We start from the raw sequence: 24,211 nt of genomic DNA, 5'->3' as shown, positions 1-24,211 counted from the left end.
CGCACGAGGAACCGGCCGTGGCACGCGCACGGCCAGCGGGACACCTGCGACCCGAGGAGTGACTCCCTCCGGCAATGGACGGATCGTCCTGTAGTACCCGCGCCGCCGCCCACCTCGTGGAGGCGGCGGCATGAGCATCACCGTGTCCCTGCTGCTGCTCGCGGCAGCACTCCTCCTCATCCTGGCGAACGGCTTCTTCGTCGCCGCCGAGTTCGGCCTGGTGACCGTCGAGAAGCCGGAGGCCGAGCGGGCCGCGGCCGGCGGCGACCGCCGGGCCCGCACCGTCGTCGCCTCCCTGCGCGAGCTCTCCTTCCAGCTCTCCGGGACCCAACTCGGCATCACCATCACCTCCTTGGTCGTCGGCATGCTGGCCGAGCCGGCTCTGGGCCGGCTGCTCACCGGGCCGCTGGCCGCCACCGGCCTGCCCGCCGGCGCCGCGCCCGGCGCGGCGGTCGTGACCGGCATGCTGGTGGCGTCCGCGGTGCAGATGGTCATCGGGGAGCTGGTGCCCAAGAACTGGGCGGTCTCCCGGCCCCTGCAGGTCGCGCGGTTCGTCGCCGGCCCGCAGCACGCCTTCGCCCACCTCTTCCGGCCCGTGATCACCCTGCTGAACGCGGTCGCCAACCGGCTCGTCCGGGCGCTCGGCGTCGAGCCCGCCGAGGAGCTGGCGTCCGCCCGCACCCCCGGCGAACTCGTCTCCCTGGCCCGGCACTCGGCGCGCGCCGGCGCCCTGGAACAGGACACCGCGGACCTGTTCGTCCGCACCCTCTCCCTCGGCGACCTCACCGCGCAGCACGTGATGACGCCCCGCGTGAAGGTCAGCGCGCTGCAGTCCTCGGCGACCGCCGAGGACGTCCTCAACCTCACCCGTGCCACGGGGCTCTCGCGCTTCCCGGTCTACCGGGAGCGTCTGGACGACATCGTCGGCATGGTCCACCTCAAGGCCGCCCTGGCGGTCCCGTCCGGCGAGCGGCTGCGCACGCCGGTCGGGCGGATCTCCGTCCCCCCGGTGCTCGTGCCGGAGACGCTGCCGGTGCAGCCGCTGCTGGAGCAGCTGCGCAGCGAGCAGCCGATAGCCGTGGTCGTCGACGAGTACGGCGGCACGGCGGGCGTGGTGACCCTGGAGGACATCGTCGAGGAGCTCGTCGGCGAGGTCCGCGACGAGCACGACGCCGAGGACGCCGACCGGCCCGGACTGGCCCCCGTGGCCTGCGAGGACGGGCGGGCCGCGTGGGAGGCCGACGGCGGCTGCCGGGTCGACGCGCTGCGCCGCATAGGCCTGGAGGCGCCGGACGGGCCGTACGAGACCGTCGCCGGTCTCGTCGCGGACCTGCTGGGCCGCATCCCGGCGGCGGGCGACACCGCCGAGCTGCCCGGGTGGCGGATCTCGGTGCGCCGGGTCGCCCACCACCGGGCCGAGCGGGTGCGCTTCGCGCGCGCCCTCACGGTCAGGGGTGAGGCGCGATGAGCGTGCTGCAACTCCTCTTCGCGGCGCTGCTGGTGCTCGCCAACGGCTTCTTCGTGGGCGCCGAGTTCGCGCTGGTGTCCGTGCGCCGCAGCCAGATCGAGCCGAAGGCGGCCGAGGGCTCCGGGCGGGCCCGTACGGTCCTGACCGGCCTGGAGAACCTGCCGCAGATGATGGCCGCCGCCCAGTTCGGCATCACGGTCTGCTCGCTGACGCTCGGCGCGGTCGCCGAGCCGACGGTGGCGGCGCTGCTGGAGCCGGTGTTCGAGGCGGTGCGGATGCCCGTGGGGCTGATCCACCCGCTGGGGTACGTGATCGCGCTCGCGGTCGTGGTCTTCCTGCACCTGGTGATCGGCGAGATGGTCCCGAAGAACCTGGCCATGTCGGCGCCCGACCGGGCGGCGCTGTGGCTGGGGCCGGGGCTGGTGGCGTTCGCACGGGTCTGCCGGCCGGTCACGCGGCTGCTGGGCGCGTGCGCGCACAGCGTGCTGCGGCTCTTCCGCGTCGAGCCCAAGGACGAGGTGGAGGCCGTGTTCACCAGCGAGCAGCTGACGCACCTGGTGGCGGACTCGCGCCAGGCGGGCCTGCTGGAACGGGCCGAGCAGGAGCGCCTGGAAGACGCGCTGGAACTGGGCAGCCGCCCGGTCACCGACGTCCTCCTCGACCCGGCGTCCCTGGTCACCGTCGACCCGTCCGTCACCCCCCGGCAGATCGAGGAGCTGACGGTACGGACCGGCTACTCCCGCTTCCCGGTGTGCGCGGCGGGCGGCGCGGTCATGGGCTACCTGCACGTCAAGGACGTCCTGGACCTGGAGGACCGCGAGCGCGCGGTGCCCCAGCGGGTCTGGCGCCGGGTCGAGACCGTACGCGCCGAACTGCCCCTGGACGACGCCCTGACCGTCATGCGCCGCGCCGCCGCCCATCTGGCCGCGGTCACGGACGCGTCGGGCCGGCTGCTGGGCCTGGTGGCGCTGGAGGACGTACTGGAGAAACTGGTGGGCGAGGTGCGGGATCCGGCGCACCGGGAAGTCCCGGCCGCCCAGCCCTCGCGCGTGGCGGACCCCCGCGGCTCCCACGAGCGCACGGAGGTGCTGGCGAGCTGAGCGGGCCCCGGCCCGGGTACTCCCCCGATTCCCCTGCCGCGCGAGCCTCGCGTGGCTAGGCTGAACGCGCCGCCCCATCACGGCCGGTGAAGCTCATGGAGGAATCGGGGGAGCCCGCCATGTCCGAACCGCTGGTCCGTGTGGAGACCGTGGAGCTCGACGCGCAGGGGTCCCGGCAGATCAGCAGCCGGACCCGCCGCACCGCCTCTCTGGAGGAGCGTTCCGAAGAACTGGAGCAGGCGATCACCTCGGCGTCCTCGATCGCACAGGCCGCCCTCGCGCGGATCCCGGAGCACGACGGATGGCGGGTCGGCAGCCTGCAGGTCACCTTCGGGGTGACGCTCGCGGCCGAAGCCGGGGTGATCCTCTCGAAGGCCTCCGCGGAGGCGTCCTTCGAAGTGACGCTGACGGTGGAACGCGCCTGAGGGGCCCGCGGTGCCCGGATCCGGCTACGCGGTCGACCTGTACCAGGCGGGCAGGTCCTTGGGGGCGGGGCTCCTGCTCACGCGGTGCTTCGTGCTGACGGCGAATCACTGCCTGCGGTACCTGACACCTGACGAGGAAAGCATCAGCGTGCGTCTCGGCGACGGCACCGCGGTCGGGGGACGGGTCTGCCGGCGCGTCGAAGAGGCCGATCTCGCCCTGATCGAGGTCCTCGAACCGGAGCTGGTGCCGCTGGCCCTGCCCGTGGGAGACCTCCCCCGCCGCGGCGACCGGTGGCGCGGGCTGCACCGCCCGTCCCTGAGCGACCCCCACCTCGGTGGTCATGTGGATGCGGACGCCGTGGACTACACGTGTGTGGGCGGAGGGCGCATCCAGGCCATGCAACTCGTGGCGGAACAGGCCCTGGGCGACTACTCGGGATACTCGGGCGGGCCGGTCGAGCGGGAGAACACGTACGACCGCGGGCCGGCGCTGCTCGGCCTCCTGATCGAGCAGTATCCGGACCGGCAGGCTCCCGAGCGTGCGGCGAACGTGCTGTTCGCCGTGCCCCTCAGGGAGGTGATGAGCCGCTTCCCCCACTTCCGGACGGACCACCTGCTGAAGGCTCTGGAACCGCCTGCGAGCACCGCGGAACGAGCGGGAAGGCACGAGGAGCAGTCCGCTACGAGAGGGGTGGGGGTTCCGCCGCCGGTCGTGGTTCCGGTGAGCGATGTTCCAGCGCCCGAAGCGGCGTCCGGGCCCGTCTCCGTCGATGCGGCGGTCGCCAAGGGCGAGGCGCTGCTGAGCGCGCTCAAGGAGTGGTCGGAGCGGGGTCTCATCGACCCTGCGCAGGTCGCCGGGCTGCAGGTGCACGTCGCGAAGAACGTCATCGATCTGGCGTTGGGGGGTGAGGGGGCATGACGGATGCGCTGCGGGAGATGATCGGGCGGGCGGAGGCGGCAGTGACCGGCGGCCCCCCTGCGACCGGGTCGCTCATAGTGTCCGACATTGCCGCGCGCAGCGCACTGGCCACGGAGCGCCCCGGCGTCTTCGAGGACATCTGTTATCTGGCGACGCTTCTCCGTGTGCTGGGGTGGAGCAAGAAGGCCCTGGAGATCCTGCGCACCGCTTCCCACGCCGCTGCGACCACTCCGGCCCTCGACAGCTCCGCCAAGGCAGCGGTCCTGAACAAACTGGCGGCGAGAATGGTCGATCTGGGCGAATGGGAGGAGGCACGCCGGGCCCTGGAGACAGCGGAGGGGCTCGATGCCGAGCAGCCCGTACGGACCGAGACGCTGGCCGACCTGGCCGCCGTCCACGCGCGCGCCGGTGACTTCGAGGAGGCCGGACGGATCACCGGGCTCGCGCGGCTCGCGCTCGACGGGGGTGGCGACCACGAGGTGCGCCGCCTGCTCAGCTCCGTCGACCTGGCGCTCGCCCGCTGGAGCAACGACCCCGTGCAGCTCAGCCAAGTGGCCGAAGACCTGCGCGAAGCCGACCGGGAGCGGCGCGGCGCGCCGGAGTCGCAGCGTTCCGCGGAGATTTCGGCGCTCGTCCTCCGGGCGGCAGTGGAGTTCGAATGGGCGCGGTCGCTGAACGCCCACGAACACATGGTGCAGGTCACCGACGTGCTGGCCACCGTCGCGGCCCGGGCCGCCGCCGAGCTGGGCGCCCGCCACCCGCAGACCGTGACCGCCGTGATCAACCTGTCCTGCGCGGAGTTCGAGACGGCGCGGCGCACGGAGAATCCACCGCGGTTGCAGAGTGCGGTCCGGGCGCTGGAAGAGGCGGCGCTGCGGGCCTCGGACTGCTTCGGCGACCGCCACCCCCTCACCATCACCGCGCTGACGAACCACGCGTGCGCCGAACTCGACCTGGCGAGGGCCGTGGAGTCGCCCGCCCAGCTTGAGCGGGCCGCGGACGCCCTCCACGCGGTGGACCGGATCGCCACGGCCGGTGTCGGGGCGGAGCATCCCACCGCCCGGCTGCTGAAGGGGGCGTTGAAGGCGTGCCGCCGCATGCAGGGCACCGGTGGCGTCCCGATCGGCTACGGATCCCAGCTCACCCTGGTGCGCACGGCCGTCGGCGACGAGTGGCACCCTCGCGAGGAGCTCATGTCGCCGGATGTGGCTTCCCGGGCACTGAGCACGCCGCAGCATCCCGCCGTCGCCTCACAGGAGTTGCTCGCTCTCCTTGAGGAAAGTCACGAATTCGCGCTCCATCTCGGGGAACAGGGAGAGTGGAGCTCGGCACTCGGCACGCACCGGCAGGTCGCGGCAACCCGCGAAACGCGGCTCGGCCCGGACCACCCCGACACGCTCGCCAGCCGCTACGAGATCGCCTTCGCCCTCTCCAAGCTTGATCGTCACGCCGACGCGCTGGGGATCTTCGGGCAGGTCGCCGGCGCCCGCGCCCGGGTTCTCGGCCCCGAACACGCCGACAGCCTCGCCGCCCGGCAGGAGATGGCGTTCCTCTTAGGCCGGCTGGGGCGGCACTTCGAGGCCTTCCAGGTGTACACCGAGGTGCTCGGCGCCCGGGAGCGCACGATGGGCGCGGAGCACCCGGACACACTGCGCTGCCGGCACAACCTCGCGTTCAACCTCGGCCAGTTGGGACGCTGGGAGGAGGCGTACCGCATGGCGTGCGAGGTGGCCGAGGCCCGGTCCCGCAGGCTCGGCGCCGAGCATCCCGACACTCTGGCCACGCTGTACGAGATCGCCTACGCGCTCGGTCAGCTCGGCAGGTGGGAAGAGGCCTTGGCGACGTACCGCGACGTGGCCGGCGCCCGCGTCCGGGCGCTGGGTCCCGATCACCCCGAGACGCTGGCCACCCGCTACGAGGTGGGCGTCTGCCTCGGTCGCCTGGGGAGGAGCGCGCAGGCACTCGAGGTCTACCACGCCCTCGTCGAGGACCGGACGCGCGTCCATGGCCCTGAGGATCCGGAGACCTTACGGGCGCGGCACGGCCTCGGCGTCAATCTGGGGCGGCTGGGCCGGTGGGAGGAGGCGCTGGCCGAGGCGCGTGCGGTGTGTGCCGTCCGGGAGCGCGCCCTCGGTCCGGGCCACCCCGACACGCTCGTGAGCCGGCGGGAGATCGCCGTGGCCCTGGGCTGGCTGGGCCGGTGGGAAGAGGCGCTGGCCTCGTACCGGCAGGTGGCGCGCGGCCGCGAGGAGGCCCTCGGCCCGGACCATCCGGACGTCCTTGCCAGCCTCAAGGACGAAGCCCACTGCCTCGAACAACTCGGTCGTACGGACGAGGCCGTCACGCTGTTCCGCCGCGCGGCCGAACGTGCCGCCGACCGCCCCCGCGGCGTTGACGGGGCATGAGACCACTCACCGGATCCTCTTCCGTCTCCTTCAGGGCGCTGCTCATCACGTTGCTCCTGGCGTTCGCCCTCGCCCCTCTCCCCTCCCGCGCCGCCACCCCCTCCCCCGTCTCGGACCTCTTCGGCAAAGAGGTCAGGCTCCTGCCGGCCGAACGCCCCGTCGTCGCGCTGACGTTCAACGCGGCGTGGGACGAGGCAGGAATCGCGGACGTGGTGGAGGTGCTGCGGCGGGAGGGGGTGCCGGCGGCGTTCTTTCCTACCGGGGAGTTCGCCGAGCGGCATCCGGAGGCGGTGCGGGCGCTGGCCGCGCAGGGGTTCGGGCTGGGGAACCATTCGTACAGCCACCCGCACTTCGAGCGGCTGGGCCCCGGGGAGGCGGCGGCGGAGGTGCTCCGGGCGGACCGGGCGATCCGCGTGGCGGCGCACACGGAGCCGCTGCCGTTCTTCCGCTTCCCGTACAGCGAGGCGCCTCCGGAGAAGATCGCGCTGGTCAACTCGATGGGCTTCGCGGACCTCGAGTTCACGGCGGACACCAAGGGCTATCTCGGCGCTTCGCGCGGCATGACCGTCGACGAGGCCGTCCGGCGGGCTCTGGACGCGCTGCGGCCGGGGGCCGTCATCCAGATGCACGTGGGGAGCGACGACGGCGGTCCCGTGCTCGACGCGCTCGCGCTTCCGCGGATCGTCGAGGGTGCGCGGGCGCGGGGGTACGGCTTCGCTGACCTGCGCGCGTACGCCGGGAGGGCATATGCCGGGAGGCCGTGCCCGTTCATCCGTTCCGGTCAACTACCGCACCCGGTCCCCTACTCTGCGTATTCACATGTCACTCTGTGTGCATGACGCTGACTTGGGCGAAGCCCGCGGCGCCGGCCGGGATCGAGGACGTGCTGGCGCAGATGCGGATGCTGGACGGAGCGCTCCCCCCGCGGGACGGGGTGCATGTCTTCAACCGCGTGTATCTGACGGTCACGCAGCGGGTCGCGGAGCAGGCGGAGGCCGGTGGGTTCCTGGAGGGCGCGGCGGCCACGGAGCTCGTCGTGCGGTTCGCGGCGCGCTATCTGGCCGCCGTCGACCACGTGGCGGCGGGCCGCCGGCCGCCGGCGTGCTGGCGGCCGCTGTTCCAGCTGCGCGGCCATCCGGCCGTCCGGCCGCTGCAGTTCGCGCTCGCGGGCATCAACGCCCACATCGGGCACGACCTCGCGCTGGCCCTCGTCGACACGTGCCGGGCGCTGCGCCTCCAGCCGTACGCACTGGAGGCGGACTTCGACCGGGTGGGCGGCCTGCTGGTCGCCATGGAGGAGCGGATCCGCGAGGAGCTCATGCCCGGGCCGGATCTGCTGGACGTCGCCGATCCGCTGACGCACCTGGTGGGTTCGTGGTCCCTGCAGGCGGCGCGGCGCGGGGCGTGGGCGTCCTTCCGCGCGCTGTGGGCGGTGCGCGGGCTGCCCGACGTGGCCGATGAGCTGACCGAGCGGATCGACGCGAGCATCGGGCTGGTGGGGCGCTGCCTGCTCACGCCGCTGGGGTGAGGCCCCCGGCTGGGGGGCCGGGGGCCTCGGTCAGGGGTGGCGGACCTCAGTCCTCCGGGAGCTCGACCGGCGCGAGCTCGTCGTAGCGGTCGCCGGGGCCCGGGTTCGTCGGGTCGGTCGTGCCGCCGAACTGGTGCATGACGCCCCACACGGCGTTGAGGGCGGTCTGCACGGCGCCCTCGGCCCAGCCCGCCGTCCAGGAGATGTCGTCGCCGGCGAGGAAGAGCCCGCGCTTGTCCTCCGGCAGGCGGTCCTGCATGAAGTGCGTGAACAGGCGCCGCTGGTAGCGGTAGTGGCCCGGCAGGTTCGCCTTGAACGCACCCATGAAGTAGGGCTCGTTCTCCCAGGAGACGGTGACCGGGTTGCCGATGATGTGCTTCCGGATGTCGACCTTGGGGTAGATCTCGCCGAGCGACTTGAGCATGACCTCCAGGCGCTCGTTCGCCGACAGCGGCAGCCACTTGAGGCTGTCGTCGCACCAGGTGTACGAGAGGCAGATGACGGCCGGCTTGTCCGGCCCGTCGTCCAGGAGGTAGGTGCCGCGCGTCATCCGGTCGGTCAGCGTCATCGACATGACGTCCCGGCCGGTCTCCTCGTCCTTGTCCAGCCAGAACGGCCGGTCCACCGGCACGAACAGCTTGGAGGACTCCATGTAGTGGGTGCGCTCCATCGCCGTCCAGTGGTCGATGGGGAACAGCGAGTCGTCACAGGCGATCTTCGACAGCAGCATCCACGACTGGGCGGTGAAGACCGCCGCCTTGTACGTGCGGATGTCGCCGGTCGCGTCGGTGACCGTGATGCGGTTGCCCGCCGTACGGTGCAGGCGGGTCACGGCCGGACGCGGGTCGCCGCCGTGCAGGGAGGACAGCGAGGTGCCCGGCGCCCAGTGGACGATCTTCTCCGGCTCGCGCTCCCACAGGCGCACCGGCAGCTGCTGGCTGCCGCCGACGATGCCGCGGTGGTGGTCGTCCGCCTCGGTGTAGACGACGCGCAGGATCTCCAGGATGGAGTTGGGGAAGTCGGTGTCCCAGCCGCCCGTGCCGAAGCCGACCTGGCCGAAGATCTCACGGTGCCGGAAGGACTTGAACGCCTCCGACTCGCACAGGAAGCCGTAGAAGGTCTGGTTGTCGAGCTTCTCGACCAGCTTCGCCCAGATCTCCCGGATGCGCGGCACGTCGCGCTCGCGCAGGGCGCGGTTCATGTCGGAGAAGTCCGCGCCCTCCTCCAGGCAGGCGTTCCAGGCGTCGGCGACCTCGCGGTAGACCGGCGGCAGGTCGTCGATGGTCTTCGCGTAGTGCGACTCGCCCTTGAGGTCGACGACGGTCGACGGGGTGTCGGGCGCCAGCGGGTTGGGGAACGGCTTGGTCTCCAGGCCCACCAGGTCGATGTAGTACTGCAGCGCGGTGGAGCTCGGGGGGAAGCGCATCGCGCCCATCTCGGCGGTCAGCGAGGGGTCGCAGCCCTCGAAGCCGACGGTGCGCAGCCGGCCGCCGATCTTGTCGGCCTCGTAGACGACGGGCTTGAGGCCCATCTTCATCAGCTCGTACGCGGCGATGATGCCGGACAGGCCGCCGCCGATGACGGCGACCTCGGTGCCGTGCTCGGTCGCCGGTATCTGACCGAGCCCCGCGGGGTGGGCGAGGAAGTCGTCGTAGGGGAACGGGAAGTCCGGGCCGACCATCGTGATGGGCGGCAGGACCGGCTCCGACGGCTCGTCGTGGGCGGCGGTGGGCACCATGGACGTCATCGGCTGAACTCCTGTGCGGAAGTGGGGGTTTGCGGCGCTGGGGCGGGGGCGGACGAGGTCAGACGAGCGAGGTGTACAGCTCCGGCCGTCGGTCGCTCAGGTAGGTGTTCTCGGCGCGCGAGGCCTTCAGCAGCGCCGGGTCCACGTCGGCGGTGATCAGGTCCTCGCCGTGGCCGGCCCGCGCCCGCACGGTCCCGTCGGGGGCGGCGAGGCAGCTGAGGCCGGCGAAGGAGAAGTCCCCCTCCTCGCCGCAGCGGTTGGCGTAGGCGATGTACAGCTGGCTCTCCCAGGCGCGCACCGGGATCACGCTCTGCGGCACGATCTCGTACGGGCGCATCAGCGCGGTCGGCGCGAGCAGCAGTTCGGTGCCGGCCAGGGCGTGGGCCCGCACGGGCTCGGGGAACTCGACGTCGTAGCAGATCAGCAGGCCGAGGCGGAGGCCGTCGAAGTCCGCCTGCACGACGGCGTCGGTGCCGGGCCGGAACTGCGCGGTCTCGTACGCGCCGAAGAGGTGGGTCTTGCGGTAGTTCGCGAGCCGGGTGCCGTCGGGGGCGACGAGCTGCAGCGCGTTGTAGACCGTGGCCGGGTCGTCCGCGTCGCGCTCGGGGTAGCCGTACGCGACGGCCAGGCCGTGCTCGGCGGCGATCCGCGCGACGGCGCGGCAGCCGGGGCCGTCGGCCGTCTCGGCGCGGTCGGCGACCGCGTCACCGAGGGCGTAGCCGGTGAGGAACAGCTCGTTGGTGAGCAGCAGCCGGGCGCCTGCGGCGGCGGCCCGGCGGGCGGCGCCGTCGAGGGCGGCGAGGCTGTCCGAGGTGGAGGAGGGAACGCCGGCGGGGCCCTGGTACAGCGCGATACGCGACGGCGTCATGCGGCCTCACTTCACCTGGTCGGAGGGGGTGGTGCGGTGGCCCCTGCGGGGGGCGCGCGTTAAGACGCCTTGACGGTACGGGGCGCCGTCCTGGCCGGACAAGGCGCGTCTGTTGCGTGCGCCTAGGCGATTCGTTGCGCCTTTCCGCGGATTCGGCGCGATTCGTTGCGCGGGCCCTACCAGGGGGTAGGTCAGGGTCCGCCCCCTGAGGCGAATTCGGCACCGCCGGGCCGCACCGCGGGGGTTGATCGCCGTGGCGGCGGGTGGTGAAGAGCGGGGCCCTTCACGCTCCGGGCGCCGGTGCACGTGTGCCGGGCCGCACACCTTCTTCCGCCGCGGCGGCGCTCCACCACCGCGGCGCTGCCCGGCGGTGCCGGACCGCCCTCAGGGGGCGACGGGGCACCGTGCGCCGAGGCGCCTCAGGCCACCTCGCGGGCCGTCTCGCGGACGACGCCGCGCAGCCAGCGGTGCCCGCTGTCCTCCTCGTGGCGGGGGTGCCAGGCCATGGAGAAGCGCAGGGGCGGAAGGTCGAGGGGGACCTCGAAGGTCACGAGGCCGAGGGCGGCCGCCGCGGGCCGGGCGGCCCGCTCCGGGACGAGGCCGACGACGTCGCTGCCCGCGACGACGAACAGGGCCGAGGCGAAGGTGGGGGCCGTGCCGACGACCCGGCGGCGCAGCCCGTGCGCGGCGAGGGCCTCGTCGACGGGCCCGGAGAGGCGGCCGCGCCGGGAGTCGAGGAGATGGCCGGCGGCCGCGTACCGGCGCGGGGTGACGGGGCCGTCGAGGAGCGGGTGACCGGGGCGGGCGACGCCGACCATGCGGTCCGCCAGGAGGGCTTCGACGCGTATCTCGGGTTCGCTGCGGTCGATGACGCCGATCTCCAGGTCGAGCGTGCCGTCGCGCAGGGAGGGGACGCCGGTGGCGCCCTCGGTGAGGAAGCGGAGGGTGACGCCGGGGGCTTCGCGGGCGGCGCGGCCGAGGAGCGGGGCGCCGAAGGCCAGCACCTGGCTGTCGTGGGCGCTGAGGGTGAAGGTGCGCTCCAGGGCGGCCGGGTCGCAGGGGGCCGGGGCGGTGAAGAGGGCGTGGGCGTCGGCCAGGACGCGCCGCACCTCGGCCCGCATGGCGAGGGCGCGCGGCGTGGGCACCATGTGGCGGCCGGCCCGGACGAGCACGGGGTCGCCGAGGGCGCGCCGGATGCGGCCGAGGGTGCGGCTCATGGCGGGGCCGGACAGGCCGAGGCGGTCGGCGGCGGCCGTGACGCTCTCCTCGTCGAGGAGGGCGTCGAGGGCCACGAGCAGGTTCAGGTCGACCCTGGCCGGTTGCCCGGCCGAGGAGCCCGGCCCGGGTCTTCGGGGCGCTTCTCCGGGCACGGCGGGGCTCAGGAGGGCGCGCCGGAGCTGAAGCGGCGCAGCAGCGGGGAGAGGACGAGCACCGACTTGGTGCGCTCGACGAACGGCTCTCCGGCGATGCGCTCCAGCACCCGCTCGAAGTGGCGCATGTCGGAGGCGAAGACCTGCACGAGGGCGTCCGCCTCGCCGGTGACGGTGGATGCCGAGGCCACTTCGGGGTAGCGGGAGAGGCCGCGGTGGATCGCCTCGGGCGAGGTGTTGCGGCGGCAGTAGATCTCGATGAAGCCTTCCGTCTCCCAGCCGAGCGCCGCGGGGTCCACGCGGACGGTGAAGCCGGTGATGGCGCCTTCGGCGCGCAGCCTGTCCACGCGGCGCTTCACGGCCGGCGCGGACAGGCCGACCTCGGCGCCGATGTCGGCGTAGGAGCGCCTGGCGTCCTCGGCCAGGGCATGCACGATGCGTTCGTCGAGCTCGTTCAATCGCACGGCGGGTGGATCACTTTTCTACGGGTAACCAGCTGCTGCTATGAGCAGTAGATCACGTCCCCGGCCGTGTTCCCGACCCGAACGCCGACGCCACCGCCCCCGGGCGGCCGGGGGCGGTGGCGCGGTCCCTCGCGGTGAGGGGTCAGTCCGTGGGCGCGGAGAAGATCACTTCTTCTCGTCGGGCGTCGCCGGCGCCTTCTGCTCCGCCTCGGCGGCGGGCTCGGCGACGGACTCCGCGCCGGGCTCGGCATCGGCCTTGGCGTCAGCCTTCGCGTCGGGCTCGGCATCGGCCTTCACGGCGGGCTTGGCGTCAGCCTTGGCATCGGCCTTCACGTCAGCCTTGGCATCGGCCTTCGCGTCGGGCTTCGCCTCGGGCTCCACGGCGGCCTTTGCGTCGGGCTTCGCCTCGGGCTTGGCTTCGGACTTCGTGTCGGGCTTCGTGTCGGGCTTCGTGTCGGGCTTCGCCTCCGGCTTGGCCTCGGGCTTCGCCTGGGCCTGCTTGCCGCGCGCCTTCTTCTGCGGCTTCGGCCGGCCCTTGCCGGCGGCCTTCGCGCCGGGCGTGCCCGCGGACGCGGACGCGTCCCCGGACTTGCCCGCCGGGTCGGCGGCCTTCTTCGCCGCCGCGGTCCCGGCCTCGGCCCGGGCACCGGCCTTCGCGCCGGTCTTGGCACCGGCCTTGGCACCGGCCTTCGCACCGGCCTTCGCACCGGCCCCGGCAGCCCCCTCCTTCACCATCGCGACGGCCTCGCCGGCGCCACCGGTGGCCAGGCGCGAGCGCCGCATGCCGTAGGCGAAGTAGATCACCAGGCCGACGAGCATCCAGCCGCCGAAGACCTGCCAGGTGATGACGTCGAGGCTGAACATCATGTAGACGCACATCGCGAAGCCCAGGACCGGGAAGACCAGGCCGAGCGGCACCTGCGCGCCGAACAGCCGGAGGCGCAGGCCCGAGAGCGGCACCTGGAAGCTGCGGTGCATGTCGGGGCGGGTGAAGCGGAGCACGATGACGGCGACGTTCACCAGGGCGAAGGCGAAGAGCGTGCCGATGCTGGTGGCGTCGGCGAGCTGGCCGAGCGGGATCGCGGCGGCGAGGACGCCGCAGAACAGCGAGACGATCACGGTGTTCGCCAGCGGCACGCCCTTGCGGTTGACCTTGGCGAAGGCCTTGGGGACGAGGCCGTCGCGGGACATCGCGAAGAGGATGCGGGTCTGCCCGTAGAGGACGGTGAGGACGACGCTGGCGATGGCGATGACGGCGCCGGCGGCGAGCAGCACGGCCCAGAAGCTCTGGCCGGTGACGTCCTTCATGATCCCGGCGAGCGCGGCCTCGGAGCCCTTGAAGTCGCCCCACGGCATGGCGCCGACCGCGACGGCCGCGACCAGCACGTACAGCACCGTGACGATCAGCAGCGACAGCATGATCGCCTTGGGCAGGTCCTTCTTCGGGTTCTTGGCCTCCTCACCGGCGGTGGAGGCGGCGTCGAAGCCGATGTACGAGAAGAAGAGCGTGGCGCCCGCGGCGCTGACGCCGCCGAGGCCGAGCGGCATGAACGGCGTGTAGTTGCCGGCGCGGATGCCGGTGAAGGCCACGGCGCAGAAGAGCAGCAGGGCCACGATCTTCACGCCGACCATGATCGCGTTGGCGCGGGCGCTCTCCTTGGCGCCGCCGATCAGGAAGGCCATGCACAGCAGCACGACGAGCAGGGCGGGCAGGTTGAAGATGCCGCCGTCGGTGCCGGGCGGGTTGGCCAGGGCCGCCGGGATGGTGACGCCGATGGTGCCGTCGAGGAGCTCGTTGAGGTACTGGCCCCAGCCGACGGCCACGGCCGCGACGGAGACGCCGTACTCGAGGATCAGGCACCAGCCGCAGACCCAGGCGATGATCTCGCCCAGGGTGGCGTAGGCGTAGGAGTACGAGGATCCGGAGACCGGGATGGTGCCGGCCAGCTCGGCGTAGGACAGGGCCGAGAACAGCGCGGTGACGCCGGCGAGCACGAAGGAGATCACGACGGCCGGGCCGGCGTCGGGGACGGCCTCGCCGAGCACGACGAAGATGCCGGTGCCGAGGGTGGCGCCGATGCTGATCATGGTCAGCTGCCACATGCCGAGCGAACGGCGCAGGGAGCCGCCCTCGCCCTGGCCGCCCTCGGCGACCAGTCGCTCGACGGGCTTGCGGCGCATCAGGCGGGCGCCGAAGCCGGCGGCCGGCGGCGGGGTGGGCCGCTTGTCACCGGTGACGGGGGGCGCGGTGCCTTGGTCCAACACGGGGGTGCTCCGTTCATGACTGCCGGTCGGGGGATGCCGGTCAGGAAGCGGCGGCCCACGGCGGCACCGGGGCACGCGGGCATGACAGAGCAAACCCGTAGCGAGGGGGTACCGCCGAGCAAGCGGTACCCGCCACTCCACGTTCTGCGCAGACCCTACGAGGTCAGGGCCCGCGCTCGTAATGCACCATTCTTGCGTATGCCCGGCTGATCATTGCGTCCGGGGTTCCGAAACGGGCGATCGTTGCACGTCGCGTTATGAATCGGTACAGGGGCAGCAAAAAAGGGGCGTGACCCGGCGAACCGGGTCACGCCCCTTTCAGGGGGTGCGGGGATTACTGCCAGCTGGCGTGCAGCGGCTTGCCCTCGGCGTAGCCGGCGGCGCTCTGGACGCCGATGACGGCGCGCTCGGCGAACTCGGTCAGGGAGCCCGCGCCCGCGTAGGTGCAGGAGGAGCGGACGCCCGCGATGATCGAGTCGATCAGGTCCTCGACGCCCGGACGGGTCGGGTCGAGGAACATGCGCGAGGTGGAGATGCCCTCCTCGAACAGGCCCTTGCGGGCGCGGTCGTAGGCGGACTCCGTGGACGTGCGGTTCTGCACGGCGCGGGCGGAGGCCATGCCGAAGGACTCCTTGTAGGAGCGGCCGTCGGCGGTCTGCTGCAGGTCGCCCGGGGACTCGTAGGTGCCGGCGAACCAGGAGCCGATCATCACGTTGGACGCGCCGGCGGCGAGGGCCATGGCCACGTCGCGCGGGTGACGGACGCCGCCGTCGGCCCACACGTGCTTGCCGTACTTCTTCGCCTCGGCGGCGCACTCCAGGACGGCGGAGAACTGCGGGCGGCCCACGCCGGTCATCATGCGGGTGGTGCACATGGCGCCCGGGCCCACGCCGACCTTGATGATGTCCGCGCCGGCCTCGATGAGGTCGCGCACGCCCTCGGCGGCGACGATGTTGCCCGCGACGATCGGAACCTGCGGGTCGAGACCGCGGACGGCCTTGATCGCGGCGATCATCGTCTCCTGGTGACCGTGCGCGGTGTCGACGACGATCGTGTCGGCGCCGGCCTCCAGCAGGGCCTTGGCCTTGCCCGCCACGTCGCCGTTGATGCCGACGGCGGCGGCGATGCGCAGCTTGCCGTCCGCGTCGGTGGCGGGGGTGTAGAGGGTCGCGCGCAGGGCGCCCTTGCGGGTCAGGATGCCGGCGAGCTTGCCGTCCTTGTCGACCGCGGGGGCGAGCTTGCGGTGGGCGGCGTCGAGCTGGTTGAAGGCCTCGCGCGGGTCGATGTCGGCGTCGAGGAGCAGCAGCTCCTTGGACATGACCTCGGACAGCTGGGTGAAGCGGTCCACGCCGGTCAGGTCGTGCTCGGTGACGACGCCGACGGGGCGGTGGTCCGCGTCGACGACGACGCCGGCGCCGTGGGCCCGCTTGGGCAGCAGGGACAGCGCGTCGGCGACGGTCTGGGCGGGGCTGAGGACGATCGGGGTGTCGAGCACGAGGTGGCGGCTCTTGACCCAGGAGATGACGTCGGTGACGACCTCGATCGGGATGTCCTGCGGGATGACGACGATGCCACCGCGGCGGGCGACGGTCTCGGCCATGCGGCGGCCGGCGATCGCGGTCATGTTGGCGACGACGAGGGGGATGGTGGTCCCGGTCCCGTCCTGGGCGGAGAGGTCCACCGCCTGGCGGGAGCCGACCGCGGAGCGGCTCGGCACCATGAACACATCGTCGTACGTGAGGTCGTACGGCGGCTTCTGGTCGTTAAGGAAACGCATACTGGCTCTCTCACCTGCGATTTTACGTACAGAGCGGGTGGGGAGTCAGACCGGGCCGACACCGGAACGGGCTGAGGTTCCTGGACCCATCATCCATGATTCCGGGCCGTTGTGGCGAACCCGCGTCGCATTCTGTGACTTCGGCCAAGGGTTCCGGACGAGCCCTGTGGCATCGCCCGAGGCGTCCGGCTTGCCTGCTTTTACGCCGCACCGGTGATCTCCGCCCCCGCGGGGTCCGCGTGCGGCGCGCCACCCGCCGATCGCGAGGGTGACGAGCGCGAGCGCCTCGAAGCCCGCGCCGGCCAGGGGCAGCCGCTCCAGCCGGCCGGCACCGGCGAAGAGCCCGCCGGCCACGGCCGCCACGGTCTGCCCGACGTAGACGGCACTGTTGTTCAGCGCCAGGAGCATGTCCCCGTTCTTGCCGCCGATCGCGAGCAGGCGGTGCTGGATGAGCGGGAAGCTCGCCCAGTGGACGAGGCCCCGGACGGCCAGGCCCACGGCCGCGCCGGCGACCGAGTGCAGGGCGGGGCCGAGGGCGGCGAGGACGACGGCGAGCGCGGCCAGCGTGCCGGCGAGTCCGCGGGTGGAGTCGACGCGGTCGGCGAGCCGGCCGCCCCCCATGACGCCGGCGAAGCCGCCGGCGCCGAACAGCAGGAGCAGCCAGGTCCGGTCCGCGTCGGAGGCGCCGCTGACCTCCTCCAGCAGGGTGCCGAGGTAGGTGTGGACGACGAAGGTGCCGACGACCCAGAGCGTGGTGGTCAGCATCGCCGTGGGGGCGTGCTTGATGCGGACGGCGGCGAGGCGCTCGCGGACGCCGAGGCCGGCGCTACCCGCGTTGCCCGCGTTGCCCGGCACGGACGGGATGCCGGCCGCCGCGCCGAGCGCGGTGACGACGGCGAGCAGGGCGACGAAGCCGAACGCCCAGCGCCACGAGGAGAGTTCGCCGATCGCGTTGCCGAGCGGGACGCCCAGGGCGATGGCGCTGGTCATGCCCGCGTAGACGATTGCGAGGGCGCGGCCGCGACGGCCGGGCGCGGCGATGCGGGCGGCGACCGCGGAGGCGGTGGAGGCGTAGAGCGCGGCGGACGCGCCGGCGACGACGCGGCTGAGGAGCAGCACGGCGTAGTCCGGGGCGACGGCCGAGAGGGCGTTGCCCGCGGCGAAGACGGTGAGCACGGCCAGCAGCAGGGTGCGCCGGTCGAGGCGGGACGTGACGCTCGCGAGGACCGGCGCGGCGACGGCGTACGTGATCGCGAAGACGGTGACCGTCTGGCCGGCGGCGGCCGTCGACAGGTGCAGTTCGCCGCCGAGCGCCGGCAGCAGCCCGGACACGATGAACAGGTCCGTGCCGATCGCGAACATGCCGAGGGCCAGGAGCCGGACCTTCGCGGCGCCCGCTCGCCCCGGTTCCGGCGCTCCGGCCGCTGCCTGGAACAGGTGCAGGACCGCCGGGTGCCGGAGCGCTGGGTCTGGTACGGCGGCCGGCTGAGCGTCGACTTCGTCAACACCCGCAGGGACCGCTTCAAGGGCGGCCGGGAGCTGCTCGTGCGCCCCGGCGACCTCGCCGAGTGGCTCGCCGCCGCGGGGGTCACCCCGGAGGAGGTCACGGTGGACGAGGCGCTCCTCGTGCAGGCGAGGGAGCTGCGCGAGGCCGTCGACGCCGGGTACCGGTCGGCCGTCGCGGGCGAGGCGTTCCCCGCCGCCGCGGCCCGGACGATCAACGAGTGGCTGGCGCGTCTCGCGGAGCATCCCCCGCGGCTCGACGTGGGGGACGACGGCGAGGCCGTCTTCCGCACCGACACCGCGCCGCCGGACGCACGGCAGGCGCTGTGCCGGATCGCCGCCGACGCCGCGACGCTGCTCGGCGCCGCGGACACCCGTGCGCGGCTGCGCATCTGCGACGGCCACAACTGCAGCGGCCGCTTCGTCGACAAGTCGGTGGGCAGGCGGCGCCGCTGGTGCTCGATGGCGATCTGCGGCAACCGCGCGAAGGCGGCGCAGCACCGCCGGACGGCGGCGCGCTCCACGCCCTGACGTCCCGCGCGCCGCCGCCCCGCCGAAACGCCGAACGCCGGGCGGGCTGGATCTGCGTCCAGCCCGCCCGGCGTTCGGGGATCAGGTCCGAGGAGACCGCCCTGGGGTCCGCTTCTACGACCCGTCCGGGTCCGCCCGGTCGAGCGCCGGGCGGGGGCCCGGGCCCGTCTCGTTCAGGAGGTAGTCCGCGGCCGTGGTGTCCGTGACCAGGCTCGTGACCAGCCCGGACCGCAGCACCGCGCCGATCGCCGCCGCCTTGCGCCGCCCGCCCGCGATCGCCACGACCTCCGGTATCCGGCGCAGCCGGTCCGCCTCGACCGTGATGCAGCGCTCGCCCAGGTCACGGCCGATCCGGCGGCCCTCGGCGTCGAAGAGGTGCGCGGACATCTCCGCCGCGGCGCCCAGCGAGGCGTAGTGGGCCCGCTCCTCCTCGGTCAGCATGTCGTAGACCGTCGAGATGCCCGGCGCCCACGAGCCGATGGAGACCGCCGCGACCGTCACCTTGTCGAAGTAGTCGAAGGCGCGCGCGATGCCCGTCTGGCCGCGCAGCGCGGCGGCCGTGGCCGGGTCCGGCAGCAGCATCGGCGCGTAGATCGGGTGCGCCTCGCCGCCGGAGACCTGCGCGGCGCGGCGCACGGCCTCCACCGAGCCGCGCTCCGCCGTGCCCGCGTCGTAGACGCCCGTGAGCTGGACGACGGTGCACGGGGGCAGCCGGTGCAGCGCCGCGGCCATGTGGATCGTCGAGCGGCCCCAGGCGAGGCCCAGCACGTCGCCCTCGTGCACCAGCTCGCCGAGCAGGTCCGCAGCCACCTCGCCGAGGTTCTCGGGGTCGGGCGCGTCGTCCGCGGCATCGGCGGGGGACTCGACGACCACCGCGTGGCGCAGGCCGTAGCGGGCGCGCAGCGCGTCGGAACGCTCCGCGTCCAGCTCGGCGGGGACCCGGATCTCGATCCGCACGAGATCGCGTTCGAGCGCCGTCTCCAGCACCCGGGCGACCTTGAAGCGGCTCACGCCGAACTCCTCGGCGATCTGGATCTTCGATTTGCCCTCGAGGTAGAAGCGGCGGGCCATGGCCGCCGCCTGCACCAGCTCGGCGGGCCCCATCGGCGTGGCTGAACGGCCCGTCGACACCACCGTCTCCTCACTGTTCTCACACTGTTCGAGCTTGGACTCCACCGTCATCCTGTCAGAAACGGCGGTCCTTGATCAGACCCTGACCTTCGCGCTCAGCATTTCGGGCGAGCGCGCCACCCCGCTCAGTGCCCGCAGGCCCACGCCGCACCGGCCGCGGCGCGCTCCGCCTGAGCGCGCAGGGCCCGTACGGTCGCCGCCGGGTCCTCCGTACCGTAGACGGCGGATCCGGCCACGAACACGTCCGCGCCGGCCTCCGCGCACCGCTCGATCGTCTCCGCCGAGACGCCGCCGTCGACCTGCAGCCACATCTGCAGGCCGTGCCGCGAGATCAGCTCCCGGGTGCGGCGGATCTTGGGCAGCATGATGTCGAGGAACGCCTGGCCGCCGAAGCCGGGCTCGACGGTCATGATCAGCAGCATGTCCAGCTCGGGCAGCAGGTCCTCGTACGGCTCGATCGGCGTCGCCGGCTTCAGCGCCATCGACGCGCGGGCGCCCTTCGCCCGGATCTCCCGCGCGAGCCGCACCGGCGCGGCGGCGGCCTCCGCGTGGAAGGTCACCGAACCGGCGCCGGCCTCCACGTACTGCGGCGCCCAGCGGTCCGGGTCCTCGATCATCAGGTGGCAGTCCAGCGGGGTGTCCGTGGCCCGGCTCAGCGACTCGACGATCGGCACGCCGAGGGTGAGGTTGGGGACGAAGTGGTTGTCCATGACGTCGACGTGGAGCCAGTCGGCGCCCTTGACCGCCTCTGCCTCGTCGGCGAGGCGGGCGAAGTCCGCGGACAGGATGCTGGGGTTGATCTGCACGGCCATGCCTTAAGCCTGCCATGTCCGCTGCGCTCAGTTGTGCGGGGGCCTGCCCTTAGGCAGTGAAGAGGCCGCGCCTCTTCACTGCTGAGCCCGCCGCAGGCGCGGCGCGCTCCCGGGCCCGGGGGGACCCCGGAGCGCGCCGCTAGGCGGTGCGTCGCAAGAGCGCCAGGTACATCGCGTCCGTGCCGTGCAGGTGCGGCCACAGCTGTACGTCCGGGCCCTCGCCGAGCGCCGGGACGCCCTGCATGTGCGGGCGCGCGTCGATCCACTCCGCGCTCACGCCGTCCCGTTTGAGCACGTCGTCCACGACGGCCTTCGTCTCCGCCGGGTGCGGCGAGCACGTCGCGTAGCCGACGACGCCGCCCACCCGCACGGCGCGCAGCGCCTCCCGCAGCAGGTCGCGCTGGAGCGGGGCGAAGCCCGCCACGTCCTCCGGGCGGCGGCGCCAGCGGGCCTCCGGGCGGCGGCGCAGGGCGCCGAGCCCGGTGCAGGGCACGTCGACGAGGACCCGGTCGAAGACGCCCTCGCGCCACGGCGGACGCGTCCCGTCCGCGGCGATGACCTGGTACGGCCCGGGGTTCCCGGCGAGTGCGCGCCCGACCAGGCGGGCCCGGTGCGGCTGCTTCTCGGAGGCCAGCAGCGCGGCCCCCCGCTCTGCGGCCAGCGCGCCCAGGAGCGCCGCCTTGCCGCCGGGGCCGGCGCAGCCGTCGAGCCAGCGGGCGTCCGGCCCGTCCACCGGCACGGACGCGAGGGCGAGCGCGACCAGCTGGCTGCCCTCGTCCTGGACGCCGGCCCGGCCCTCCTTGACCGCGTCCAGCGCGCCCGGCTCGCCGCCCTCGGCGAGCCGCACGGCGTACGGCGACCAGCGGCCCGGCAGCGCCGAGTCCTCGCCGACGGCCGCCAGCAGCTCCTCCGGGGTGGAACGGCCCGGCCGGGCGACCAGCGTGACCTCCGGCCGCTCGTTGTCGGCCTCCAGCAGGTCCTCGATGCCGGCGCGGCCGCCGCCGAGGGCGTCCCACAGGGCGGAGACGACCCAGCGCGGGTGCGCGTGCACCACGGCGAGGTGCTCCTCGGGGTCGTCCTCGTACGGCGGGGCGACCTTTTCCAGCCAGCCGTCCAGGTCGTGCGCGGTGATCTTCCGCAGCACGGCGTTCACGAACTTCGCCCGGCCGTCGCCGAGGACGACGCGCGCCAGCTCCACGCTGGCGGACACCGCCGCGTGCGGCGGGATGCGCGTGCCGAGGAGCTGGTGGGCGCCGAGGCTGAGGACGTCCAGGACCGGCGGGTCCACCTCGCGCAGCGGCCGGTCGACGCACGCCGCGATGATCGCGTCGTACGTCCCCTGGCGGCGCAGCGTGCCGTAGACCAGCTCCGTGGCGAGCGCGGCGTCGCGCGCCTCGAAGTCGCCCTTCTCCCGGGCCTTGCGCAGCAGCGGCGGCAGGACCAGGTTCGCGTACGCGTCCCGCTCGTCGACCGCCCGCAGCGCCTCGAAGGCGAGGATCCGCACCGGGTCCTTCTTGGGCCGGCGGTAGGGCTTTGCGGGGCGGCGGGCTGGGCGGTCGTTCACGAAAGGTGCTCCGGGGCTGGGGTGGCGAAGGTGTCCAGCCTACGCTCTGCGCTCTGCGGTCCGCCTTACGCTCCGTGCTCCGCGGCGCTCCGTGCCGATCCGCTCCTCACCGGCCCGCCCTCAGGCTTCACCGGCTCGCCCTCAGGCCTCGCCGGCTCGCCCTCAGGCCTCGCCGATGCGCCCTCGTGCCTCGCCGCTCCGTCCTCAGGCCTCGCCGAGCCGCTCGCCGGCGGCGATGCGGACGCCGCGGGCCCAGTCGGCCGCCTGCATCGGCTTCTTGCCCTGCGGCTGGACCCACTGCAGCTCGACCGCGTGCGAGCCCGTGCCGACGTGCACGGAGTTCTTGGCGGCGGCGATCTCGCCGGGGGCGAGGCCGTCCCGGCCGGGAGCGGGCGGCGCGGACATGACCTTCAGCCGCTCGCCGCGGAAGACCGTCCACGCGCCCGGCGCCGGGGCGCAGCCGCGGACCACGCGGTCCACGCGCAGCGCGGGCGCGGACCAGTCGATGCGGGCGTCCTCGACGTTGATCTTCGGGGCGAGGGAGACGCCCTCGGCGGGCTGCGGCACGGCCTTGAGCGAACCGTCCTCGATGCCGTCCATCGTGGCGGCGAGCAGCCCGGAGCCGGCGAACGCGAGCCGGGTCAGCAGGTCGCCGCTGGTGTCGGTGGGCCGCACCTCCTCGGTGACCACGCCGAAGACCGGACCCGAGTCCAGGCCCTCCTCGATGAGGAAGGTGGACGCGCCGGTGACCTCGTCGCCCGCGAGGATCGCGTGCTGGACCGGGGCCGCGCCGCGCCACGCGGGCAGCAGGGAGAAGTGCAGGTTGACCCAGCCGTGCGCGGGGATGTCCAGGGCGGCCTTCGGCAGCAGCGCGCCGTAGGCGACGACCGGGCAGCAGTCCGGGGCGATCTCGCGTAGCCGGGCGAGGAAGTCCGGATCGCGCGGGCGCGCCGGCTTCAGCACCTCGATGCCGGCCTCCTCCGCGCGCTCGGCGACGGGGCTCGCGACCAGGCGGCGGCCGCGGCCCGCGGGGGCGTCGGGCCGGGTGACGACGGCGACGACCTCGTGGCGGTCCGAGGCGAGCAGGGCGTCGAGGGCGGGGACGGCGACCTCGGGGGTGCCGGCGAAGACGAGCCTCATGGGTGGCGAACTACCTCTCCTCGAGCGCCGAGCGGAACGGCCCACCAGTCTAAGGGGCCTTTGGCCCGGGGGGCGTACGGACAGTCACGCGCCTCATTCCGGCGGATGTGCGCCCCCATACCGTGACCCGGTGGCCCATGGCGCGTTGTGGTCAAGAGAGATTGACCGAATCGGGCCGCCGCCGCGGGACTCTTCCGTCGTTCGTCGGCCGTCGCGTCAACTCTCGTCATTTTCCGTCCTTTTACCCCGCCGGTCCGAGAGGCTTCTTCATGGCCGACCACGCAACCCACGACGCCCAGGCACGGGCCAGCCTGCATCTGTTGGTCCGGGACATCGAGCGGGTCCGCAGGCAGGTGGACGCCCTGCGCACCCTCACCGCTCAGCTGGGCAACGTCTACCGCCCGCGGCGCACCGGCCCCTCGGCCGGCTTCGTCGTCTACGGGCGGGCTCCCGCGCCGACCGTACGGCTGGCGCAGGAGCTGCGGGACAGCGTCGAGACCCTGGTGACGGCCGCGGTCGACTTCGACCGCTCGCTCGGCTTCTCGTGGGACGCGGTCGGCTCGGCGCTCGGGGTCACCAAGCAGGCGGTGCACCGGCGTTACGGGGCGCGCCGCACGAACGGGGCCGCGTCCGCGGAGGCCTCGGAGGCGGTCCGGACGGCGGAGCCGTCCCCGGTCCCGGTCGTCCCGGCCGCCCGCACGGTCCCGGGCCAGACGCCGCCCCCGTCCCACCGCGAAGAACGCCCCCCGGCCTTCCCGGGCCCCCGCAACGGCTAGCCCTGCGGGCGGCGAACCCGCATACCCGGTGCCGGGCACGCCACTTCCGCTTCCGCGGCGGGGGCGAATGCGCCGGCACACCACCCCCGCCGCGGGGGCCGAGCACCGCCGCGGCGGATCCAAGAAGGCCGGCCCCGCAGCCCCCGTGCCCCTGCGCCGGACACCCCACCCCCGCCGCAGGAGCCGAGCACCCTCGCGGCGGATCCACAGGCCGCAGCCCGGAGGCCGCTTGAGTCCCCGCCGCAGCGGCTGAGGAAGCAGAACCGCACCGCCCCCGCCGGAGGCGGCCCGTCAGCCGATGTCCGGGGGGTCGATCCGTAGCCGTACCGGCTCCCCGTCGCGGCGGGCGAGGCGTGCCGCCTGGGCGGTCTTGAGGGCCGCGGCCAGAGCCGCCCCCCGCCCGGGCCGCACCCGGAGC

At 73.7% G+C, this 24,211-nt stretch carries 20 protein-coding genes; 9 read left to right on the top strand and 11 right to left on the bottom strand.

Features of this window, described 5'->3' with window-relative positions:
• Positions 1-130 precede the first annotated feature (130 nt).
• The 7 genes from B7P34_RS07400 to B7P34_RS07370 all read left to right on the top strand — a co-directional run bounded on the left by B7P34_RS07400 (position 131) and on the right by B7P34_RS07370 (position 7,845).
• Complete coding sequence (locus B7P34_RS07400) at positions 131-1,468, top strand: hemolysin family protein (RefSeq protein ID WP_189382553.1); 1,338 nt, start codon at positions 131-133, stop codon at positions 1,466-1,468.
• On the top strand, positions 1,465-2,568 hold the full coding sequence (locus B7P34_RS07395) for a hemolysin family protein (protein WP_106675001.1): 1,104 nt from the start codon (positions 1,465-1,467) through the stop codon (positions 2,566-2,568). The genes B7P34_RS07400 and B7P34_RS07395 overlap by 4 nt, the downstream gene beginning before the upstream one ends.
• A 119-nt stretch (positions 2,569-2,687) precedes the next feature.
• Positions 2,688-2,993, top strand: a complete 306-nt coding sequence (locus B7P34_RS07390) for a CU044_2847 family protein (RefSeq protein ID WP_106675067.1) — start codon at positions 2,688-2,690, stop codon at positions 2,991-2,993.
• 10 nt (positions 2,994-3,003) lie between these two features.
• Complete coding sequence (locus B7P34_RS07385) at positions 3,004-3,912, top strand: serine protease (protein ID WP_106675000.1); 909 nt, start codon at positions 3,004-3,006, stop codon at positions 3,910-3,912.
• Positions 3,909-6,317, top strand: coding sequence for a tetratricopeptide repeat protein (locus tag B7P34_RS07380; RefSeq protein ID WP_146166760.1), 2,409 nt, complete (start codon positions 3,909-3,911; stop codon positions 6,315-6,317). Before B7P34_RS07385 ends, B7P34_RS07380 begins: the two co-directional genes overlap by 4 nt.
• Entirely contained in the window at positions 6,314-7,156 is an 843-nt protein-coding gene (locus B7P34_RS07375) for a polysaccharide deacetylase family protein (protein WP_106674999.1), read from the top strand. Before B7P34_RS07380 ends, B7P34_RS07375 begins: the two co-directional genes overlap by 4 nt.
• A complete protein-coding gene (locus B7P34_RS07370; RefSeq protein WP_106674998.1) occupies positions 7,153-7,845 on the top strand; it encodes a DUF5995 family protein in 693 nt (230 codons plus the stop codon). The genes B7P34_RS07375 and B7P34_RS07370 overlap by 4 nt, the downstream gene beginning before the upstream one ends.
• A 46-nt stretch (positions 7,846-7,891) precedes the next feature.
• On the opposite strand, the gene B7P34_RS07365 is transcribed toward B7P34_RS07370, so the two are convergent.
• From B7P34_RS07365 to B7P34_RS07335, 7 genes are all read right to left on the bottom strand, one after another.
• Positions 7,892-9,592, bottom strand: coding sequence for a flavin monoamine oxidase family protein (locus B7P34_RS07365; protein ID WP_106674997.1), 1,701 nt, complete (start codon positions 9,590-9,592; stop codon positions 7,892-7,894).
• A 58-nt stretch (positions 9,593-9,650) separates the two neighbouring features.
• Positions 9,651-10,460, bottom strand: coding sequence for a carbon-nitrogen hydrolase family protein (locus B7P34_RS07360; protein WP_106674996.1), 810 nt, complete (start codon positions 10,458-10,460; stop codon positions 9,651-9,653).
• 419 nt (positions 10,461-10,879) lie between these two features.
• Positions 10,880-11,830 carry a LysR family transcriptional regulator gene (locus B7P34_RS07355; protein ID WP_106674995.1) on the bottom strand — a complete coding sequence of 317 codons (951 nt, stop codon included), beginning with the start codon at positions 11,828-11,830 and terminating at the stop codon, positions 10,880-10,882.
• Positions 11,831-11,838: 8 nt separating this feature from the next.
• Positions 11,839-12,294, bottom strand: a complete 456-nt coding sequence (locus B7P34_RS07350; protein ID WP_030365350.1) for an Lrp/AsnC family transcriptional regulator — start codon at positions 12,292-12,294, stop codon at positions 11,839-11,841.
• Between the two features lie 165 nt (positions 12,295-12,459).
• Positions 12,460-14,559: an amino acid permease gene (locus tag B7P34_RS07345; protein ID WP_435693952.1), complete on the bottom strand. Its 2,100-nt coding sequence runs from the start codon at positions 14,557-14,559 to the stop codon at positions 12,460-12,462.
• 334 nt (positions 14,560-14,893) lie between these two features.
• Positions 14,894-16,336 (bottom strand): GuaB1 family IMP dehydrogenase-related protein, encoded by a 1,443-nt coding sequence (locus B7P34_RS07340; RefSeq protein ID WP_106674994.1) that lies wholly within the window; start codon positions 16,334-16,336, stop codon positions 14,894-14,896.
• A 45-nt stretch (positions 16,337-16,381) separates the two neighbouring features.
• Positions 16,382-17,698: an MFS transporter gene (locus tag B7P34_RS07335; protein WP_189382552.1), complete on the bottom strand. Its 1,317-nt coding sequence runs from the start codon at positions 17,696-17,698 to the stop codon at positions 16,382-16,384.
• A gap of 90 nt (positions 17,699-17,788) precedes the next feature.
• Between B7P34_RS07335 and B7P34_RS37335 the strand changes: the two genes are divergently transcribed.
• Positions 17,789-18,370 (top strand): CGNR zinc finger domain-containing protein, encoded by a 582-nt coding sequence (locus tag B7P34_RS37335; protein ID WP_189382550.1) that lies wholly within the window; start codon positions 17,789-17,791, stop codon positions 18,368-18,370.
• 114 nt (positions 18,371-18,484) lie between these two features.
• Here B7P34_RS37335 and B7P34_RS07325 read toward each other — a convergent pair whose 3' ends face one another.
• The 4 genes from B7P34_RS07325 to fmt all read right to left on the bottom strand — a co-directional run bounded on the left by B7P34_RS07325 (position 18,485) and on the right by fmt (position 23,017).
• The gene (locus B7P34_RS07325; RefSeq protein ID WP_223267607.1) at positions 18,485-19,459 is read right to left on the bottom strand and encodes a sugar-binding transcriptional regulator; all 975 of its coding nucleotides are present in this window, start codon (positions 19,457-19,459) and stop codon (positions 18,485-18,487) included.
• 167 nt (positions 19,460-19,626) lie between these two features.
• Positions 19,627-20,313, bottom strand: coding sequence for a ribulose-phosphate 3-epimerase (rpe, locus tag B7P34_RS07320; protein WP_106674992.1), 687 nt, complete (start codon positions 20,311-20,313; stop codon positions 19,627-19,629).
• Between the two features lie 139 nt (positions 20,314-20,452).
• A complete protein-coding gene (locus tag B7P34_RS07315) occupies positions 20,453-21,877 on the bottom strand; it encodes an RsmB/NOP family class I SAM-dependent RNA methyltransferase (protein ID WP_106674991.1) in 1,425 nt (474 codons plus the stop codon).
• A 204-nt stretch (positions 21,878-22,081) separates the two neighbouring features.
• A complete protein-coding gene (gene fmt, locus B7P34_RS07310) occupies positions 22,082-23,017 on the bottom strand; it encodes a methionyl-tRNA formyltransferase (RefSeq protein ID WP_106674990.1) in 936 nt (311 codons plus the stop codon).
• Positions 23,018-23,286: 269 nt separating this feature from the next.
• Between fmt and B7P34_RS07305 the strand changes: the two genes are divergently transcribed.
• Positions 23,287-23,793 (top strand): hypothetical protein, encoded by a 507-nt coding sequence (locus tag B7P34_RS07305; RefSeq protein ID WP_106674989.1) that lies wholly within the window; start codon positions 23,287-23,289, stop codon positions 23,791-23,793.
• Positions 23,794-24,211 lie beyond the last annotated feature (418 nt).

This window comes from Streptosporangium nondiastaticum, assembly GCF_003011965.1.
Classification (GTDB): Bacteria; Actinomycetota; Actinomycetes; order Streptomycetales; family Streptomycetaceae; genus Streptomyces; species Streptomyces nondiastaticus.
Note: the sequence above shows the minus strand (reverse complement) of the source record. Positions and strands in the feature narration are given on the sequence as shown.